The organism is Nannocystis pusilla (genome assembly GCF_020073745.1).
Classification (GTDB): domain Bacteria; phylum Myxococcota_A; class Polyangia; order Nannocystales; family Nannocystaceae; genus Nannocystis; species Nannocystis radixulma.
This window is the reverse complement of the sequence record NZ_JAIRAU010000052.1, coordinates 147,696-167,234: the sequence shown is the minus strand read 5'-3', so window position 1 is coordinate 167,234 and position 19,539 is coordinate 147,696. Positions and strand designations below refer to the sequence as shown.

Sequence of the window (19,539 nt, the reverse complement as noted above, 5' to 3'; positions counted from 1 at the left end):
GTCGAGCGGCTCGCTTCGTCCGAAGCAGCTCCGGGATCTCCGCCGACCAAGCCGCCGCCGAGCCCGGCTCGCGCGCCGCTTCCGGGCGCACATTCGCCGGCCGAGCGCGCGGCGATCCGCGTTTGACAGTGCACCGACGACGCCGTCGCGTCGCGCTGTCGGCGTCTCAATGGCGCATGCGGCGAGCGATCAGCATCGCCAGCTCGAGCGCCTGCTCGTAATTGAGCCGCGGGTCGACGCAGGAGCGATAGGCGCGCGCGAGGTCGCCTTCGGAGAGGTTGCGGGCGCCTCCCATGCACTCGGTGACGTTCTCGCCGGTCAGCTCGACGTGGACCCCGCCGAGGTAGGTCCCGGCGCGCTGGTGGATCTCGAAGGCCTGCTCGACCTCGCCGAGGATGTGCTCGAACTTGCGCGTTTTAAACCCCTCGGCGGTGCGCTCGATGTTGCCGTGCATGGGATCGCAGACCCAGAGCACACGGCGACCCGCCCGCTCGACCGCGTGCAGGAGCGGCGGCAGCCCGTCGGCGATGGCGCGCGCCCCGAAGCGGTGAATCAGCGTCAGGCGACCGGGCTCGTGGCCCGGGTCGAGCACGGCGGCCAGCTCGAGCAGCCCCTCGGGCGTCGTACCCGGGCCGACCTTCACCGCGATCGGGTTGGCGATGCCGCGGAAGTACTCGACGTGGGCGCCGTCGATCCGCGAGGTCCTCAGGCCGATCCAGGGCAGGTGGGTCGAGAGGTTGTACCAGCCGTCGCGCTGCGGCACCTGCCGCGTCTGCGCCTGCTCGTAGAGCAGGTGCAGCCCCTCGTGGGAGGTGAAGAAGTCGACGCGGCTCGTCTGCCCGACCGGCTCGCCGGAGAGCGTCTCCATGAAGCGCAGCGAGTCGCCGATCGACTCCACGAGTCGCTGGTACTCGGCGGCGAGCGGCGAGTGCTGCACCCATTCGAGGTCCCATTTCTCGGGATGGTGGAGGTCGGCGAAGCCGCCGTCGATGAGCGCGCGGATGAAGTTGAGCGTGAGCGCGGCGCGCTCGTAGCCCCGCAGCAGGCGCTCGGGGTCGGGGGTGCGCGCCGCAGGCTCGAAAGCGGCTCCGTTGATGAGGTCGCCGCGGTAGACCGGCAGCTCGACGCCGTCGCGCGCCTCCACCTGCTCGCTGCGCGGCTTGGCGTACTGTCCGGCGAAGCGCCCGACGCGGGTTACCCGCTTCCTGGCCCCGTGCACCAGCACGAGGCTCATCTGCAGGAGGATCTTGAGCTTGCCCGAGATGGCCACGGCGTCGCACTCCGCGAACTGCTCGGCGCAATCGCCACCCTGGAGGAGGAAGCGGTCACCGCGGGCGGCCTCGGCCAGTTGGCCGCGCAGCGCCTCGATCTCGCCGGAGGTGACGAGCGGCGGCAGGCGGCCGAGCTGGCGCAGCACGGCCTCGAGCGCCGCGGCCGAGGGGTACTCGGGCTGCTGGAGCGCCGGCCGGGACTGCCAGGAGGTCGGGGACCAGTCATCGAGCCCGGCGGGCTGGGCGTCGGACGTGGGGGCGAACAACGGCGTCATCGAGCTCATGGGCGGCAGCTCCTAGCAGGCACATCCATGGTAGTAGCAGCCCGTCGTCGTCTCGCCTCGGCGTGGCAAGCGCGTGCAGATGGCGGGCGGCCGACGTCACAGTCCTCGGGGCACGCGCCTTCGGGCCCGCGGCGCCGAATCATCATATGTCCTCTGGAACACGTACCTTCGGGCACCCCGGTGCCGAATCATCATATGTCCTGTTGAACACGTACCTTCGGGCACCCCGGCGGCCGACGATCCAGGTCGCGCCGATGCCCGAGCGCGGGCGCGCTCGTCGAGCCGCTGCTGCCGGAGCCGGCCGCGCCGCGCCGGCTCGCCTCCGGCTCCCCCTGCCGGTCCTGCGCGAGGTCTCGTCCGCCGAGATCGCGACGCCCTCGTCCGCCGCGGCGACGCTCGCGGCGCCGTGCCGGTGACGACGACTCCGCCGATCACGTCGCGTGATTCACGGCTCTTGCGAGCCTCCGCGGATGAGCTCGCACCAGGCGCGTTCTCGAGTCCTCGAGGTCTGGGCAAAAGGACAGCGGTCGGTCGGCGATCGATCATCAATCGATGGACTGCGACCATTGCCGAGCCCGGCGCGCGACGACAGCGTCCATCGTAACACTGCGGCAGCCGTCGCGCGCGGCCCCGGCCCTCGCATCCCGGAGACGCGACTGCCTGCAATCACGAGCCGATCGTCGCGATGGCGGCAGCATTCGCGGCGCCGGCCGTGCTCGCGTTTGGCAGCGTCAGCTTCCTGCCGCTCTTCCTGACGCGAAGCGCGAGGTGGCCGCCCTGATTCCGGCGCGGCTCAGCCGCGCAGCTTGGCCGCGAGCACCTCGACCTTGTCGATGCGGGGCGGCTCGGCGAGCAGCTCGTCGGCGCGGGCCATGAGCGCCGCGGCGATCGGCCCCTCGAGGTGCGCGCGCTGACCGGCCGCGTCGGGGAACGCGTCGAAGATCCCGAACTCGTGCTGGCCGAGGCGGATGGCGAACCACACCGTGGTGGCCTCCTCGCGCTCCGCGAGCGGCAGCGCGCCGGCGAGGAACGCGGCGACCTCCTCCTCCTTGCCAGGTTTCGCGACGATACGAGCCAACAATCCGACCTTCACCATGGTGTTCTCCTCTGGGCGTGACGCCCGGTGACGGTCGACAACGTAGCGCTCGAGGCCGTCACGCGCTATTGTCGGAACCGACAATGATGGTATCGTTTTCGCCATGCATGTCCACGTGCTCGTCCTCGACGGGGTGTTCGACGCCGGTCTGGCCCTGGTGCTCGACACGCTCGACACCGCGAACGCGCTCGCCGCGGCGCCGGAGCAGCGCGTTCGCGTGGCGGTGCTCGGGGTGCGGCGGCGGGTCCGGACGCACCTCGGCTTCGCGGTGCCGATCGTCGCGCGGCCGCGGGCGCGGCCCGACGTCGTGATCGTGCCGGCGCTCGGGGCCAAGACCCCGGACACGCTCGAGCGGGCGCTGGCGCGGCGCGACGTGGTCGAGGCGGCGGCGCAGCTGCAGGCCGCGGCGGCCGCGGGCGCGCAGGTCACGGCGGCCTGCACCGCCACCTTCGTGCTCGGCGACGCCGGCCTGCTCGCGGGCCGGCGCGCCACCACGACCTGGTGGCTCGCGCCGCTGTTCCGCGCGCGCTTCCCCGCGGTCGCGCTGGACGACGCGCAGATGGTCGTCGAGTCCGACAACATCGTCACCGCCGGCTCGGCGCTGGCGCACCTCGACCTCGCGCTGTGGCTGGTCCGCCGCCGCAGCCCGGCCCTCGCCCGCACCGTGGCCAACCACCTGCTCTACGACGCGCGCCCGTCGCAGGCGCCCTACGTGATGCCCGACCACCTCGCCCACGCCGACCCGCTGGTCGCCCGCTTCGAGGACTGGGCCCGGCGCCACCTCGACGGCTTCACGATCGGCGCGGCGGCGCGGGCCCTCGGCGCGACCGAGCGCACGCTCGAGCGCCGCGTGCAGGCCGTGCTCGGCAAGTCGCCGCTGTCGTTCGTGCAGGACCTGCGGGTCGCCCACGCCGTCCACCGCCTGCAGACCACCGACGCCTCGCTCGAGGCGATCGCGGCCGAGGTCGGCTACCGCGAGGCGACCACCCTGCGCACCCTGCTGCGCCGCCGCACCGGCCGCGGGGTGCGAGAGCTGCGGCGCGCGTGACATGACCCGAGAGACAGGTGAATACGGCCGCAAAAAGACATGCCCTTGCGGGCATGTCTTGCAGGTCATGTCCTGAAGTGAGAACGCGCGGCGCAGGTGCTCCCGCGCCGCCTGCTCACGGCGTGAAGGCGACGTCGAGCTCGCCCGCGATGACCACCTCCGCGTCGAGCACGCCGTCCTTCACGTCGAAGCCCTCGAGGTGGACCTTGCTCAGCTCGCCGCTGACCTGCAGGCGCCCCTTCAGGGCCCCGCCGAGCGCCTTCGTCACCGCCTCGCTGAGGGCGGCCGCCTTGGCGTCGAGCTTCCAGCGGGCCTTGTCCTCGACCAGCTTCTTCATCGCCACGTACTGGGACGCCGACAGCTTCTTCAGCGCCTCGTTGTCGGTGTCGACGGTGTAGTCGAAGTTCTCGACCGCCAGCTCGCGCTTCTTGGCGTTCCACTCGAGGTCGCCCTGCAGCGTGAGCTCGCCGGTGAGCGCCCCGCCGACGCCGACGTTGACGCGGATCCGGTGGGGGAAGCGCGGGTTGAACTCGTCGACGAGCTTGACGTGCGTGACGACGATGTCGGGCGTGCCGCGGCCGTCGAGCTTCTGGTCGCGCAGGCGCCGGCCGAGCTCCTCGTTGAGCTGATCGAGCGGCAGGCGCAGGCGCGAGCGCACGGCGAAGCCCGGCGGATCGGTCACGGGCTCGAGCTTCGGCAGCGGCGTCGGCTTGACGGCCGGCTTGTCGCCCAGCTGGACCACGAGCTGGCCCGCGAGCCCGAGATCGACGCGCAGGTCCTTGCCGTCCATGCGCGGCTGCGACACCCCGACCGACGTCGGCTTGGCGACCAGCCACGCCGGCGTCGTGCAGATCGCCCCGGCTTCGGTGGGGCAGCGGCCCTGGCCGAGCTTCTGCAGCGACTGCGGCTGCTGCAGCGCGGTCCACAGCGACTGCGCCTGCTTCTTCAGGTCGAGCTGCTTCTCGATCTGCGAGTCGGCCTGGTCGAGCGCCTTCTCGATCTGCGGCACGATCGCCTTCTGGAGGTTCTTGCGGACCATCGGCGCGATGGTCTCCTTGCTGACGCACACCTTGGCCAGCGCCTTGACGCACGCCTGCCCGCTCGGCGCCGGCCCGAAGTCGATGTCGTCGAGCTTCGCCTCGGCGGTCACGCGGAAGTCGTCCTGGATCTTGAACTTGGCGTGGAACTTGGCGGCGATCTTCTGCGGCTCGGCCTTGGTGCCCCACGTCTCGCCCTTGGTGATCCAGATGACCCGCCCGGCGATCTTGGTCGACGCGCGCACGTCGGCCGCGTAGCGCACGTTCACCGTCACATCCAGGGTGCCGTCGTCGAACTTGGCCTTGATCGGGTCGCGCCAGACGGTGTACCGCGCCTCGATCTTGGTCGCCGACTTCGGGTCGCTGACCACGTGCCAGTCCTTGGTGATCGTCTTCTGGATCTGGCTGTCCACCCGCTGCATCGCCTCGGCGAACCCGACGCGGAACGGCACGACCATCTGCGTGCCGTTCGGCACCTTCGGCGGCTCATCGGGCTCGGGCGCGGGTCGCGGCGCCGGCACCGGCCGCGGCTTCGGCTTCGGCTTGGCGGGCTTGCCCGCGCCCGGCGGCTTCGGCTTCGCCGGCTTCGGGGTCGGCTTCTTGGCCGGCGCCGGCTTCGGCTTCGGCTTCGACTTCGCGGGCTTGGGCCGCTGCGCCGCCGGCCTCGGCTGCGAGTTCGAGTACGGCACGCGGACGATCACGCAGCTGCAGAGGAACACGAAGAGCGTGGCGAAGGTGACCCTGGATGTCGCAGGCATGTTCGTCCTCAGACTCCGAAATCCGGGCGCGCTTCACCTCGCGCTGGCGGCCGTCCTTCGGGCCCGCCGAGCTTCGCCGGCATCGCCTCGCCAGGGAAGCCGACCCGCGCCGGCGCGCGATCGCCCTCCCTCGCCCCCGTGGACCCACGACACCCGCCCGCGGCCGCGTCGGCGTCCGTGTGTCCGCGGGCGACGGCCGGGCGCGCGCGACCTCTGCTGGCCAGGACATCGCGGCACGTGAACATCCTCGCATCACGCGATCGCCGGGTGCGCCTCACCCGCCATCCGGAAGCGCGTGCGAGCGCGTCCACGCTCGCCGCACGACGGCCCGTCACGGCGCCGACGCGCGAGCGCGACGATTCACGCCCACTCCGTCAGGCCCTCGATCGCGTACAGGCGCTGCCAGCTCGGCCGCGCCTTCACGCGTCCGGCGAGCGCGGCCAGCTGCGGCCATTCGGTGGCCGGGCGCGGCATCTTCCGCGACCAGCGCATCAGCATGGTGGCGTACAGATCGACGACGCTGCAGCGCTCGCCGAGCACGTGCGGACCGCCGGCCGCGAGCTGGGCGTCGAGGCGGTCCCACGCGGCCTCGATCCGCCGCCGCGCCGCGGCCAGCACGGCCTCGGCCTCGGCGCCCTCGGCCTCGGGATAGAACCACCAGCGAAACGCGGGCTGCAACGAATTGGCGAGGTACAACATCCATTGCAGGTAGTGCGCCCGCGCGGGCGAGCTCGGCGGCGGGGCCAGCCCGGCCTCGGGGTGGCGCTCGGCCAGCAGCAACGCCAGGGCCGCGGTCTCCCAGCACGGCGCCCCGTCGACGATCAATGTCGGCACCACGCCGCCCGGGTTGAGCCGCAGGTACGCGGGGTCGCGCTGCGCCCCGGCGTCGAGGTCGACGCGGCGCAGCTCGTGCGGCGCGCCGATCTCGAGCAGGAGCAGGTGGACCAGCATGCTGGCCGAGCCGGGCGAGTAGTGGAGCGTGTACATCGCGGTCGCGCGACGATACCCGCGCGCGACCGCCGGGCTCAAGCGCGCGTCACGGCTCGAGGCCGCAGATGCCGACGTTGTCCTTGCCCGGCGGGGCCTGCATCGGCTCGAACCACGGCAGGCACTCCTGGTCGACGCCGGGGCAGCTGTTGGGCTGGGTCGTGTCGCAGAACGGCATGCAGCAGCCGGGAGCCGTCGGCGAGCACTCGCTGGCCGCCTCCGGTTTCACACAGAGGAGCCCGGGGTCGCAGGCGTTGAGGAACTCGCAGGGGTCGAACGCCTGGCCCTCGGCGCCGCCCGCGTCCAGGACGCAGAGGAACTGGTCGATGCCGGGCCCCAGCCCGACGCAGGTCTGTCCGCTCCCGCAGTTCTGCACCAGCGGGTCGCAGTCGGGCAAACAGACGTTGAGCTTGCCGTCGTTGAACACGGTGCAAGTCGTCCCCGAGGCGCACGTCGGCGACTGCGGCGAGCCCTCGCACAGCGCGACGCAGGTGCCCTCGAAGGTGACCGGGTCGGCGTCCCAGCACACCGCGCCGAGCTCGCAGTCGTCCTCGCCGCTGTTGTACTCGCCGGTGACGTGGCAGCTCGAGCCGACCGACTCGGGCGTCGGGTCGAGGTCGACGCAACGCCACGCGTCCCACGTCGGGCCGTCGTTCCCATCGAACCACGGCGCGCACTTCTGGCCCGTCGGACAGTCTTGCAGCCACGGGTCGCACTCGTCCCCGCCGGTCGTCTCGCCGCCGGTGGTGCCGGTCTCGCTGCCGGTCTCGCCGCCTCCGGTCGCCGACTCGCTCGAGCCGCCGCCCTCGCTGCTCCCGCCCGAGCTCTGGTCTTGCCCGCTGGCGCCCGAGCTCTGGCCCTCGGTGCCGTCCTGCGGCCCGCCCTCGTCGCCGCCGCCGCTCTGCTCGCCCGAGCTGTCGCCGAACTCGCCGAGCAAGATCTTCGGGTCGCAGGCGGCGAGCGCGAGCCCGCCGAGCAGGAGACCGGCCGCGCGCGTGATGAATTGAGATCGATCGAATCGCATGATCATGGTCCTCGCCGGGAGATTGTCCGCCGCCGGCTCATCGCATTAATCCATCTTCGATGTGTCCTCGAGGTCCTGCTCTTTCGCACATGCTGCTGCCACCCGCGGCGCGTAGGCCGAGCGCGGGTGAGCGCGCAGGAACGCCGCCGCCTCGGCGGTCCCGTCGACGAGCTCGCCGGCGGCGCACAGCGCCAGCACCCGCAGCGCCGCGCGCTCCTCCGCCATGCTGCCGCGCGCGAAGCTCTCGGCGTGGCGCCCCAGCAGCTCGAGCGCGGCGTCCGGCCGGCCGCCGCGCAGCGCCGCTCGAGCCTCCTGCAGCAGCGCCATCTCGGCGAGCACCGAGGCGTCGCCGGCCCCCGCCCCGTCCGCCGCGCCCGCGCGCCCCTGTTGCTCGCGCACGGCGCCGCGGCCCTCGCCGCGCGGCCGCTCGCGCGGCGGCGTGACGACGACCTCGAGCCGCGGCGGCTCGGCCGTCGCGCCGATCGCCTCGTCGCGGCTCCTCGCCACCTGCGGGCTCGTCTCCGGCGCGGCGTAGGCGGCCTGATCGCGCATGTCCTTCAGGACATGCCCCGAAGCGAAGATCCGGGCCAGGTCGAGCTGCCAGGCGGCAAGGAGCAGCAGCCCGGCCGCGAGCGCCAGCCACGGCGCGCTGCTCCACGCCGGCCGGCGCGCCCGGGCCGACGCGGCGCGCTCGGCCGCGGCGAGCGTGGCCCACAGCTGCGCCTCGCCGGCGGCGGACGGGCGGGCGCACGCCTTGTAGGCGGCGATCAGCGCGCGGGTCGACGTCGGCTCATCGGTCATGCGCCCTCCGGACTGGGCCAGCGCGCAGGCGCTGGCTGAATTGCTCGAGCTTGAGCCGCGCGGCCCGCAGCCGCGAGAACACGGTGCCCAGCGGGATCTCGAGCGCGTCGGCGATCTCGGCGGCGGTGAGCCCCTCGATGTCGGCGAGCAGGAACACCATGCGCTTGTCGACGTCGAGCCCGTCGAGGAACTCCTGCATGAACGCCGCCGCCTGTCGCAGCTCGAGCGACGCCTCCGGCTCGCGCGGCGGCGCGGGTGGTTCGACCGCGGACAACCGCCGCTCGCGCCGCGTGTGCGCGCGCTGGTGCGCGAGCACGACGTTGCGGGTGATGCCGAACAGCCAGGCCGGCAGCGAGCGGCTCGGCTGGAACGTGTGCAGCCGCCGGTGCACGACCAGGAACACCTCCTGCGCGACGTCGTCGGCGTCGTCGGCCGGCACCCCGAACGCGCGGGCGATCCGCCACACGTACCCGACGTGGTCGGCGAACACCTCGCGCAGGCTCGGCGCCCCGCACCCCACGTCCCTCTCGACCGCGAACCCGGCGGACGAGAGGGACGTGTCGAGCGTCTTGCTCACCGCCCCCATCTTTTCCGCCGACGCCCGAACTCATTAACCCGGTCGCACGATTTTTCGCCGGGCACGATCGCTCACGGGAACCGCGCCTCGACCAGGAGAAACCCGCGGAACGCGGCCGGACCGACCTGATGCACCTCGAGGTCGCCGGTGAACACGAACCGCGGGCGGCGCAGCGCCACAGCAGCCTCGGCCAGCACCACCAGCGCCGCGAACCCCTGCAACGCGCGCGGCGCCCACGCCAGCCCGGCTCCGAGGCTCGCCGCGCCCCACAGCGTGGTGGCCCCGTAGTTGGAGTCGCCGCCGACGCCCGCGGCCTGCAGCGCGCCCAGCTCGAGCCCGACCTGCAGCGGCAGCTCCAGCGGCCCCGCGCGCAGCACCGGGCCCCCGCGCAGCTGGGCCGCGTGCACCGCCAGATCGGCGCCGTAGGGTCGCGCTCCGTCGTGCCGCACCTCGGCGGCGAACCATCGCGTGTACCCGAGAGTCAGGCGCGCGCGCGGCCACAGCAGCCCTCCCGCCGCCGCGATGCCGGGGTCGACCGGCAGCATCCCGACCTGCACCGCCGGCCCGACCTGCAACAGCCCGCGGACCCGCCGAGGTCGACGCGGGCGCGGCGCTGCCCCGGCGGCGAGCGGGTCGAATTCCTCGCCGGCGACCGCGGGCAGCACGGGAGCGGGCGCGGGCTCGACCGGGTCGATCGCCTTCGCGGCCGGCGGTGGCGCCGGGGCCGGCGGCGCGGGCACGACGTCGGGCGGCGGCTCACGGCCCGCCGGATCGACGGCGATGGCGATCACGAACGCCGCCGCGCGCACGGCCGCCTCGCAGCTCTCGACCGCGAGCGTGCGCTCCTGCGTGCGCCCGTCCGCCGCGATGACGACGACCACGCTCCACCGCCCGTCCGCCGGCCGCGCCTGCACACGGATGTCCACCGGCAGGTCCGTGTCGGCCGCCGTGTCGAGGTGGCGCGCGATCTCGGCCGTGAGCGCCCCCGTGTCCGGGCAGCCCGGCGGGGCGTCCCACGCGATCGTCGGCGGCGACGCGGCCGCGGCGACGCGCGCGACGCCCATGCCGACGGCGAACACGGCGAAGCGCGAGGCGAAGTGGAACCGACGAGCGCGGCGGTGACCGGGCGAGTGAGGGTCGACATGCCCCGCGCGGCGTGAGAGCGATGCCCGGCTCATGCGGTCGCAGCAGGATACGTGAGGCGGCGCGCGATTGAAAACGCGGAGCTCGCCCGCTCGCGGGCTCCGTGCCGGCCCGCGGCCGCGTGCTCTCGAGCGCCCACCGGCGCGGGAAGCTGCCCGTCCACCCGTGACATGCCTTTTAACACATGCCCTTAAAGACATGCTCACCCACGCGCAACCGCTCGCGCGGACAGCTCGCCAGCGGCCGCGCGATCTTCTACAGTGGCGGCATGCCCCGCGCCGACCGCATCTTGATCGCCGCGCTGGTGCTGGCGAATGCGTGCACCCACGCGCGCTCCGGCTCCGGCGCCGACGCGACCGCCCAGGCGGGCGAGGCCCCGCCGATCGTCGATCGGCACTGGCTGCCCGACACGGAGCCGGGGCCGCCGCGCTGGCGCCCCTCGGAGGTCGACCCGCGGCTCGTCGTGCGCGAGGGCAGCGACGAGCTCGGCTTCCTCGAGCACCCCTGCGCCTACCACGAGCCGTGCGGCTGCCTGGTGGCCGCCGAGCACCGCTACCGGCGCCGCGGCGACGGCTGGGCGATCGTCGTCGTCGTGCCCGAGGTCGAGATCCGGCGCGTGGTCAAGCGCGGGACCTGCGTCGAGGGCTGCGGCCATGAGCAGCCGCCGGAGCCGGCGTCGATCCGCTCGCTCGGCGCGATCGATCCGCGGGCCGTCGAGATCGACGTGCAGCGCCCGCGCAAGGTCGTCAAGAGGCAGACTTGCACCGATCCCCTGGTCCCGCCGTGAATGGTGGCTCGCGGCCTCGCGGCCGCGACCTTCGCTACCGATCATGACACCGCACATTCGCGGACGACGACTGCCCCGTCACTCCTCGTCGGCCTGCTCGCGCGGGCGGTTGCAGCGGTCGCGCGGCGCCGGCGAGATGCTGAACTGATTGAGCCGTCCCTCGGCGTCGAGCTTGCCGGCGACGAGCCGCAGGTCGTGGGTCCCGCAGCGGAGCTTGAAGGTGGCGCTCGCCGGGCGCACCACCTCGACCTCGCCGAGCGAGCAGGCCGCGCGCTCCGGGTTCGAGCGCGCGAGGAACTGACGAAAACCCTCGCGGGCGTACTGCCGCGAGAACAGCGCGGCGAACCGCTCCGGGTCCCAATTCGTCAGCAGCGCGACGCTCTGCTGCGCGGCCGCGACGAGCCGCGGATCGGCCGGTACGCCCCGGGCCGCCACGTCGACGCCGGCGAGCCCGGCCCCGCGCGCCGTCGTCACCCTCGCCTCGAACACGAGCTCGCCGCGCTCGCAGGTCGCCGTATGGACCGCGTAATCGGGCGTCCCCGTGCGCGTGCGGGACCACGCGCCGCAGCTGCCGAGGGCGCCTCGCGCCCACGCCAGATCCTTCTCCAGCTGCTTGAGTCCGCCGGCCCGGTCGAACCACAGCGACGCCAGCGGCCGCGCGCGCTCGGCATCCCACTGCGCCAACAGCCCCGTGACCCGCTCGACCGCGGCGGCGAGCGCCGGCATCGGCACCGGCTCGCGTCGCGCCAGCGCGCCGGTGTCGTCGAGCGCCACCAGCAGATCGGTCGCCAGCCGCTCGAGCGGCGCGCCGTTCTTGTTGGCGAGCAGGACCACGCCGACGCCGCGCTGCGGCAGCAGGCGGATCGTCGATCGATAGCCGTCGGTGCCACCCGAGTGCGCGATCACGTGCTCGAACCGACAGTCCTGCGTCACGCTCCAGCCCAGCCCCTGGGCCACCAGCTCGACGCGCGGCTCCGGCGTCGGCGTGTGCACCTGGAACCCCATCACGTGGCTCGCCCGGCCCATCTCGCGCAGGCTCGAGCGGCGCACCGGACCGGTTTCGAGCGCGTCGCGTGGGGGCCAGGCGTCGAGGTGGAACGCGGCGAAGCGCGCCAGGTCGGCGATGTCGAGGTAGAGCCCGCCGGCCCCGGCGGCGGCGCCGTGGTTCCAAAACTCCTGGCGGACGAAGCCATCCGCCTTGCGCACGTAACCGGTGGCCAGCCGCGGCCCCGCCCCTGCGGGCGACCACGCCGCGTGCTCGATCCCCAGCGGCTGCAGCAGCGTCCTGTCGATCACCCGCGTGTACTCCTCGCCGGCCACGCTCTGGATCACCAGTCCGAGCAGCGCGAACCCGAGGTTCGAATACGAGTGGACCGCGGCGGGATCGCTGCGCAGGCCGAATTGTGCCAGCGAATCGACGATCTCGGCGCGGTCCGGCGGATCGTGCGGATCGGTGTAATCGAATTCGCCGAGGCGCGGCAGGCCGGAGATGTGGAGCAGCAGGTCGCGGATCGTGAGCCGCCGCGCGTCGGCGGTGGGATAGACCAGGCGCTCGATCTCGGGGACGTGGCGGCTCGCCGGATCGTCGAGGGACAGCTGGCCCTGATCGCGGAGCGCGAGGATCGCCGTCGCCGTGACCACCTTGGTGATCGAGGCGACGCGGAACACGGTGTGCTCGTCGACCGGAGCGCCGCTGTCGACGTCGGCGACGCCCGCACCGACGAACAGCGCGAGCTCGCCGTCGATGACGACGCCGGCGGCCAGTCCGGGCAGCTCCTCGTCGGCCGCGAACGCCTCGACGCGGCGCCGCAGCTCGGGGAAGGCGGCCGCGAGCCGCTCGCGTCGCCGGGGATCGGTGAACACCGGAGCTGCGTCGTGGCGCACCAGCATCGCCGGCTCCGCCGCCGGCGATGGCGCTTCGGAGGCGGCGCTCGCCGGGGTCGGCGGGACCGAAGGCGCGGGCCTGCAAGCCGCGGCGACGAACATCCCGAGAGCGAGCGCCCGTCGGGCTGCCGCGCGCGGGCCATGCATGAGGTCAGGAGCATCAAGCCAAGTCATGCGAGGAGCGTATCAGAGCCGCGGCTCCATGTGCCAGGCACCCGCCCCGGGCGCCTCACGGCCCTCACGGCCTCGAATTCGTGATCCACCGGTCACGGGGTGAGGACGCGTGTCGAGCAGGCGGCGCGGCGGCCAGTCGAAACCCGGCCCGGGTGACATCCACCGGGACGTCGCGCCGAGGGCTCGCGCCGCGATGACATGCCTAGAAGAACATGACCCGAGAGACATGTACGCATGCGCCCGTCGAGCCTCCGCGCGCGGGCGCGTCGCGGCTTCCGCGGGCGCTCGCGCCCCCGCTTGACCGTCGGCGGCCGGCCGGGGCATATACCGCCGATGTCTCGCAATTCCAGCCGTCTCGCCCGCGTCGTGTCGTGTGTCTGCTGTGCCAGCGTGATCGCCTGCGGCGACCCAGCGCCCGCCGACTCCGCGACCGCGACCGTCACCGAGGGCAGCGACTCCGACGCGACCGCGGCCACCGAGCCCGCCGCGTCGGCGGCGACGGTGACCGACAGCAGCACGAACGGCGAGACAACGGTGAGCACCACCGACGACGAGGTCACGGTGACGGCCGGCGATCCGACCACGGAGAACCTCCCGACCACGGGCCCCGACACCACCACCACCGGCGACACCACCACGACCACCACCGGTGACGACGACACCACCACCACCGGTGACGACACCACCACCACCGGCGGCGACACCACCACCACCACCGGTGACACCACCGACGCCGTCTCGACGACCGAGGACGACACGACGACCGGCGGCGACGACCCGTGGGATTGCGCCGGCGGCGAGCCGATCACGGTCAACGGGCAGGGCAAGTACTCGACCCTGACCGCCGCGGTGGCCGCTGCCCCGCCGAACGCGACGATCACCGTGTGCGCCGGGACCTACCAGGAGGGGGTGGTGATCGACCGCCCGATGACGCTGATCGGCGCCGGCCAGGACAAGACGTTCCTCGACGGCGGCGGCGCCTCGACGCCGATCTTCATCGACCGCGTGAGCGTGACGATCGAGGGCTTCACCTTCCAGCACGGCGAGGCCGAGCACAACCCGCTGGGCAACTCGCTGTGCGGCGGCGGCCTGGCGGTCTCACGCTCGGCCGCGTCGATGACCGTGGCGATCAAGGACTGCACCTTCACCGACAACCACGGGCAGTACGGCGGCGCGATCTGCTACGACGGCAGCGCCAACGACGACAACGCGACGCTCGAGCTCGACAGCGTGACGATCACCGGCAACAACGCCGACGTCAACGGCGGCGGCATCTTCTCGTACGCGCCGACGACCATGACCGACACCACGATCGTCGAGAACACCGCCGGCAACCAGGGCGGCGGGCTCTACTTCAGCTACTGCCCCGTCGTGATCGCCGGCGGCACCGTCAAGCTGAACACCGCCGACGAGGGCGGCGGCATGTTCCTCCAGTCGCCGGTGACCGTCGACGTGACCGCCAGCGACTGGGGCTTCGGCCAGGCCCAGGAGAACGTGCCCAACGACGTCCAGCACTACGTCAACGAGTACGGGTTCTTCGGCGACGACGTCTCGTTCACCTGCAACTACCCGGTGTGGAACATGGGGATGTGCATGCTGAAGTAGCCCGCGCGCCGCGGGCCCTGCATGCCAGATGTCTCGAGAGACATCCGATGATGCGCCGGAGCCGTTCCAGGGCGATCCGGCCGGCTCGTCATCGACATGTCCCTCGGGTCATGCATGCATTCGCGCCGGCGGCGACGGCTCGAGATCGGATCGCCGTGAGCGAGCGCGCCCCGTCGGGACGCGAGCGGCGATCGTGACGGACACCGCATCGTGACCGCGGCGTCACCTCGCGCACCGACCGCGCGCTGCGGGAGAATGCTTTCACTGCCATCAGGGCGGCTGGCGCCCGCGAATGTGCACCTCGCAGCGTCGAGCGTGAACGCGCGCGGCCACGCGCGAAGCAGCCTGCGCCGGTCGGCATCGCTCGCGCGCGCGCGGATCCGTGCGCGGGGATCCGCCTGGTCCGGCAACACATGTCCGCTGCGGACGATGTCGCCCCGGCGTCCCCCGTGTTGACGCCTCCTCGCCGCTGCACCTATCTTGCGAATCGAGGGCTCGAGCGTACCGATGGCTGTCGACGATATCAATCCTGTTGCTTCGGTGCTCCAGACGAACGACCCCATCTTCACGCTCGACGTCGGGGGCGCGTCGCTCCGGGTGGTCCGCTTCACCGGCCGCGAGGCGGTGTCGAGCCCGTTCGAGTTCCGGGTCGAGGTCGCGGGCCTCGACCTCGACACCGAGGGCGTGCTGGGCCAGTCCGCGTCGCTGACGATCGAGGGCGCCGACGTGCCGCGCCACGTCCACGGGATCGTGTACGAGGCCGAGTACATCGGCCACACCCGCGACTTCGACCTCTACGAGCTGGTGATCGGGCCCTCGGCCCACCTGCTGCTGCACCGCAGCGACTGCCGGATCTTCCAGGACAAGACCACCGAGCAGATCGTCTCCGAGGTGCTCACGCGCGCCGGCGTGGCCAAGGATCGCTTCCGCTTCGCGCTGTCGGCCACGTACCAGCCGCGCAACTACTGTGTGCAATACCGGGAGACCGACCTCGCGTTCGTCAGCCGCCTGCTCGAGGAGGACGGGATCTGCTATTGGTTCGAGCACGACGAGGGCAAGCACGTGTGGGTGATGGCCGACAGCAGCCAGGCTCACCCCGCGATCGCCGGCGACTCGACGGTGTGGTTCAACCCGCCCGACGGCGCCGTGCAGGACCGCGAGCACGTCAAGGGCTTCCGCTTCGGCGGCAGGATCCGCACCGGCACCGTCTCGCTCCGCGACAAGAACCTGCACAAGCCCGACCAGGCGATGGAGGTCAAGGAGACGGGCAAGGCCAAGCCCGAGCTCGAGGCCTACGACTTCCCCGGCGAATATCAGGACCCCGGGCGCGCCGGCCCGCACGAGGGCCAGGTGCTGGCGAAGATCCGCCTCGAGGAGCTGCAGGCCAGCCGCCGGCAGGGCGTCGGTGACAGCGATTGCCCGCGCCTGACGCCGGGCCACACGATGACCCTCACCGGTCACACGCAGCAGGAGCTCAACACGCAATACCGCGTCACCGAGGTGCGGCACCACGGCGAGCAGCCGCAGGTGCTCGACCACGACGGCCAGAAGGCCAGCTCCTACGAGAACCGCTTCACCGTCACCGAGCTCAAGGTCCCGTTCCGCCCGGCGCGCGTGACCCCGCGGCCGGTGATGCGCGGCCTGCAGTCGGCGGTCGTCGTCGGGCCCGAGGGCGAGGAGGTGCACGTCGACAAGTGGGGGCGCGTGCGGATCCAGTTCCACTGGGACCGCGAGGGCCAGTTCGACGAGACGAGCACCTGCTGGGTCCGCGTCAGCCAGCTGTGGGCCGGCAACGGCTGGGGCGCGATGTTCATCCCGCGGATCGGCCACGAGGTGCTGGTCGACTTCCTCGAGGGCGACCCCGACCGACCGATCATCACCGGGCGCATCTACCACGGCCAGAACGAGGTCCCCTACCCGCTGCCGGAGCAGAAGACCAAGAGCACGATCAAGTCCGACAGCTCGCTCGGCGGCGGCGGCTACAACGAGCTCCGCTTCGAGGACAAGAAGAAGGAGGAGCAGATCTTCCTCCACGCCGAGCGCAACATCGACGTCCGCGTCAACAACGACGCCTTCTCGACCGTGTGGAACAACTCGCACGTGACCGTCGGCCACGACGAGGGCGGCAAGGCCGGCGACAGCTTCGTCCAGCTGTTCCACGACCATCACCTGAAGATCCACCGCAACACCGCGGCCCACCTCGGCAGCGACGTCCAGCTGCTCATCGGCGGCATCGACGGCCCCGGCCGCGTCGACATGCACATCCTCGACGACAAGCTCGAGCTCATCGACGGCGACCGCCACGAGCACGTCCGCAAGAGCACGCTCGAGAAGGTCGACGGCTCGGTGTCGCGGATCGTCGGCGCAAACGAGCAGACCACGATCGGCGGGCGCCTCGCGATCGAGGCCGCCGACGAGATCCACCTGCGGTCGAGCAAGATCGTGCTCGACGCCGGCAGCGGCCTGACGATCCAGGGCCCGGGCGGCTTCATCACCATCAATTCCGGGGGGATCTACATCAAGGGCAACATGGTCTACATCAATAGCTCCGGCTCGCCGCTGCGCGGGCAGGACGCCGCGCCGCAGACCGCCAACGACGCCAACGACGCCGCGCCGATCGCCGCGACGCCGTCCGAGCGCGGCTCGAAGTAAGACCCGAGCGCATCGCTGACGCCGCGCTCGCGACAGCGGCGCGAGGGTCTCGCCAAATTGTCGGTCACGCCTCGCCTGTGCGCGCATGTTGGCAAAGCGCAGGCCGGCGAATCGGCTGGCGCGTCATGGCGAAATAAGTGCCTCTGCATCAGAGTTGTGGCGCACCCATGTATGACCGGTATCCGCTCCGCCGCCGCGCCCTCGCGTCCCTGTGCGCGCTGATCGGGGCGCTGCTCCTCGTCGCGTCGGCGGCCTGCGACTCGCGGCCCGCGAGCGAGCCGCGAACCACCACGGTCACCGCGGCCGACGGCGCGGTCGCGCAGGTCCGTCGCGCGTACCTCGGCCGCGACTTCTGGGCCTGCGCCCGCGACGGCGCCGCGCTCCGCCTCGTGCACCCGGACAGCGCGCCGCTGCAGTCGTGGACGATCTTGTGCGTCGCGCGTGCGAAGGCCGACGCCGTGCCGCTGGCCGAGGCGATGCTGCGCGAGCGGCCCGGCGAGCCGTGGGCCCTGTTCGCCCGCGCCGGCGCCCTCGTCGATCATCCGCGCCGCGGCGCCGAGGAGGGCATCCCCGCGGCTCGGGCCGCGCTCGCAGCCATGCCCGATCATCCCGACGCGGTGTGGCTGCTCGCCCGGGCGCTCGTGGTCCACGCGCCGCGCGAGGAGGCGGAGGCGTTCTTCGCCGCCCAGCCGCAGCCGGCCCCGGCCGACCTCGTCGCGCTCGAGCTGGCGTTCGTCGCCCAGCAGTTCGAGACCACCGAGTCGCGAATTGCCGAGCTGGCCGACCGGGTCCGCGCGCTCGACCCGGACAACGTCGACGCCGAGTTCATGACGGCGACCTGGCAATTGCTGCACCGCCGCCCGGGCGAGGCCGAGGCCTCGCTGCGCCGCGCCCTCGCGCTGTCGCCCCACGCGCCGCCGCTGCACGCCAGGCTGTGGCAGGCGATCGACGTGTCGCCGACGCGCGAGGCCGCCGATCGGCGGGCGGCGATCGACGCCGACGTCGCGCTCTTGCTGCAGCACCGCGGCGACTCCCCGGCCGCGCTGCAGGCCGCAGCGCATGTCTATCAGGACATGTCTCAAGAGACATATCAAGAGCTCACCGCCGAGGTGCTGACGCGCTTCCCGGACAGCGCCGAGGCCGACTGGGCCCGCTACGGGCAGCTCCTCGCGCTCGACATGGCGCGTGACGGGCGGAAGGGGCCGGCCGATCCCGCGGCCGACGCCGAGGAGCTGCGCCTGCTCGACGCCTTCCTCGCCCGGCCGGTCGTCACGCGGCTCCTGGGCGACGTGACGCGCATGCGCTACTGGCTGCTGCGCGACATCGAGGGCGTCGCGCCCGAGGCCCTGCGTGACGCCCTGCAGGCGTGGGCGCAGCACGACCGGAACAACTTCCAGGCGCTGGCCGTCGTCGCCGTCGAGCTCAGCGAGCGCACCGCGTACGACGCCGAGGCCGAGGCCATCGCGCGGCTGGCCCTCGAGCGCGGCGAGGCCCGCCTGGCCGAGGCGCGGCGGACCGACCCGGCAGCGGCCACCCGCGACCCGGGCTTCTTGCTGACGCCGCTCTACGGCGCGCTGGCGGCCACGCTGCAGGCCCAGGGCCGCGACGCCGAGGCCCGCGAGGTGCTCGAGCGCGGGCGGCCGCTCGAGAGCCGGGCGGCGAAGTACCTCGTGCAGCTGGCGGCGCTGGCCGAGGCCGACGGGCGCCTCGACGAGGCCGAGCAGCTGCTGGTCGAGGGCCTGCCGCGCTGGGGCGGCGACGCGACCTGCGACGACGCGCTGCGCCAGCTGTACCGCCGGCGGCACGGCAACGAGCGCGGCTACGCGGCCCACCGCGAGCGGCTCGAGGCCGAGCACCACGAGCGGCGACGCACCGCGCTGCTGGCCAAGTCGACCGTCGAGCCGGAGGCGCTGCGCCCGTTCGCGCTGCCGAAGCTCGGCGGGGGCGAGCGCGCCAGCGACTCGCTGCGCGGCAAGCTGGCCGTCATCCATTTCTGGGGCCGGAGCTGCGGGGCGTGCGTGATGGAGATGCCGGCGCTGCAGCAGTTCGCCGACGCCGTCGCCGGTTCGCCCGACGTCGTGTTCACCACCGTCCACACCGACGACGACACCGCCGAGCTCACCGAGTGGCTCGCCGAACGACAGCTCCGGCTCGAGGTGCTGCTCGGCGCGCGCTACTACCTCGACAGCGGCTGGCGCTCCATCCCGCTGACACTGTTCGTCGCCCCGGACGGCCGCGTCGCGTTCGTCCACGAGGGCGCCTCGGCCCGGCTCGTCGAGGAGTTCGGCTGGTACGTCGAGGCGACCCGCGAGCGAGCCACGCGCGACGCCGTCGCCTCGCTGCGCGCCGCAGGCTGAAGCGCCGACGGGGCCGGGCGACGGACCAGCGCCCCGTGCGGGGCGCCGAGCATG

14 protein-coding genes are annotated in these 19,539 nt (G+C 72.8%); 5 read left to right on the top strand and 9 right to left on the bottom strand.

Annotated features, from left to right (window positions below; translation table 11 throughout):
- Positions 1 to 166: 166 nt before the first annotated feature.
- Together K7C98_RS37380 and K7C98_RS37375 are read right to left on the bottom strand one after the other, a co-directional pair.
- Positions 167 to 1,546: a class II 3-deoxy-7-phosphoheptulonate synthase gene (locus K7C98_RS37380; RefSeq protein ID WP_346660332.1), complete on the bottom strand. Its 1,380-nt coding sequence runs from the start codon at positions 1,544 to 1,546 to the stop codon at positions 167 to 169.
- Between the two features lie 802 nt (positions 1,547 to 2,348).
- Complete coding sequence (locus tag K7C98_RS37375) at positions 2,349 to 2,651, bottom strand: putative quinol monooxygenase (RefSeq protein WP_224196674.1); 303 nt, start codon at positions 2,649 to 2,651, stop codon at positions 2,349 to 2,351.
- Positions 2,652 to 2,754: 103 nt separating this feature from the next.
- Here K7C98_RS37375 and K7C98_RS37370 point away from each other — a divergent pair, with 103 nt between their 5' ends.
- Positions 2,755 to 3,699, top strand: coding sequence for a GlxA family transcriptional regulator (locus tag K7C98_RS37370; protein WP_224196673.1), 945 nt, complete (start codon positions 2,755 to 2,757; stop codon positions 3,697 to 3,699).
- A gap of 115 nt (positions 3,700 to 3,814) precedes the next feature.
- On the opposite strand, the gene K7C98_RS37365 is transcribed toward K7C98_RS37370, so the two are convergent.
- From K7C98_RS37365 to K7C98_RS37340, 6 genes are all read right to left on the bottom strand, one after another.
- Positions 3,815 to 5,494 (bottom strand): DUF4403 family protein, encoded by a 1,680-nt coding sequence (locus K7C98_RS37365; RefSeq protein ID WP_224196672.1) that lies wholly within the window; start codon positions 5,492 to 5,494, stop codon positions 3,815 to 3,817.
- Between the two features lie 360 nt (positions 5,495 to 5,854).
- Positions 5,855 to 6,481 (bottom strand): glutathione S-transferase family protein, encoded by a 627-nt coding sequence (locus tag K7C98_RS37360; protein WP_224196671.1) that lies wholly within the window; start codon positions 6,479 to 6,481, stop codon positions 5,855 to 5,857.
- Between the two features lie 49 nt (positions 6,482 to 6,530).
- Positions 6,531 to 7,505 carry a hypothetical protein gene (locus K7C98_RS37355; RefSeq protein WP_224196670.1) on the bottom strand — a complete coding sequence of 325 codons (975 nt, stop codon included), beginning with the start codon at positions 7,503 to 7,505 and terminating at the stop codon, positions 6,531 to 6,533.
- A 45-nt stretch (positions 7,506 to 7,550) separates the two neighbouring features.
- The gene (locus K7C98_RS37350; protein WP_224196669.1) at positions 7,551 to 8,306 is read right to left on the bottom strand and encodes a hypothetical protein; all 756 of its coding nucleotides are present in this window, start codon (positions 8,304 to 8,306) and stop codon (positions 7,551 to 7,553) included.
- On the bottom strand, positions 8,296 to 8,883 hold the full coding sequence (locus tag K7C98_RS37345; RefSeq protein ID WP_224196668.1) for an RNA polymerase sigma factor: 588 nt from the start codon (positions 8,881 to 8,883) through the stop codon (positions 8,296 to 8,298). Before K7C98_RS37345 ends, K7C98_RS37350 begins: the two co-directional genes overlap by 11 nt.
- A gap of 71 nt (positions 8,884 to 8,954) precedes the next feature.
- Complete coding sequence (locus K7C98_RS37340; RefSeq protein ID WP_224196667.1) at positions 8,955 to 10,061, bottom strand: hypothetical protein; 1,107 nt, start codon at positions 10,059 to 10,061, stop codon at positions 8,955 to 8,957.
- Between the two features lie 149 nt (positions 10,062 to 10,210).
- On the opposite strand from K7C98_RS37340, the gene K7C98_RS37335 reads away from it, so the two are divergent.
- The gene (locus tag K7C98_RS37335) at positions 10,211 to 10,813 is read left to right on the top strand and encodes a hypothetical protein (RefSeq protein ID WP_224196666.1); all 603 of its coding nucleotides are present in this window, start codon (positions 10,211 to 10,213) and stop codon (positions 10,811 to 10,813) included.
- Positions 10,814 to 10,891: 78 nt separating this feature from the next.
- On the opposite strand, the gene K7C98_RS37330 is transcribed toward K7C98_RS37335, so the two are convergent.
- On the bottom strand, positions 10,892 to 12,703 hold the full coding sequence (locus K7C98_RS37330) for a serine hydrolase domain-containing protein (protein ID WP_224196665.1): 1,812 nt from the start codon (positions 12,701 to 12,703) through the stop codon (positions 10,892 to 10,894).
- A gap of 501 nt (positions 12,704 to 13,204) precedes the next feature.
- Between K7C98_RS37330 and K7C98_RS37325 the strand changes: the two genes are divergently transcribed.
- From K7C98_RS37325 to K7C98_RS37315, 3 genes are all read left to right on the top strand, one after another.
- Positions 13,205 to 14,476, top strand: a complete 1,272-nt coding sequence (locus tag K7C98_RS37325; protein ID WP_224196664.1) for a hypothetical protein — start codon at positions 13,205 to 13,207, stop codon at positions 14,474 to 14,476.
- Positions 14,477 to 15,016: 540 nt separating this feature from the next.
- Positions 15,017 to 17,128 (top strand): type VI secretion system tip protein TssI/VgrG, encoded by a 2,112-nt coding sequence (gene tssI / locus K7C98_RS37320; protein WP_224196663.1) that lies wholly within the window; start codon positions 15,017 to 15,019, stop codon positions 17,126 to 17,128.
- A gap of 167 nt (positions 17,129 to 17,295) precedes the next feature.
- Positions 17,296 to 19,485, top strand: coding sequence for a redoxin domain-containing protein (locus tag K7C98_RS37315; protein ID WP_224196662.1), 2,190 nt, complete (start codon positions 17,296 to 17,298; stop codon positions 19,483 to 19,485).
- Positions 19,486 to 19,539: the final 54 nt, after the last annotated feature.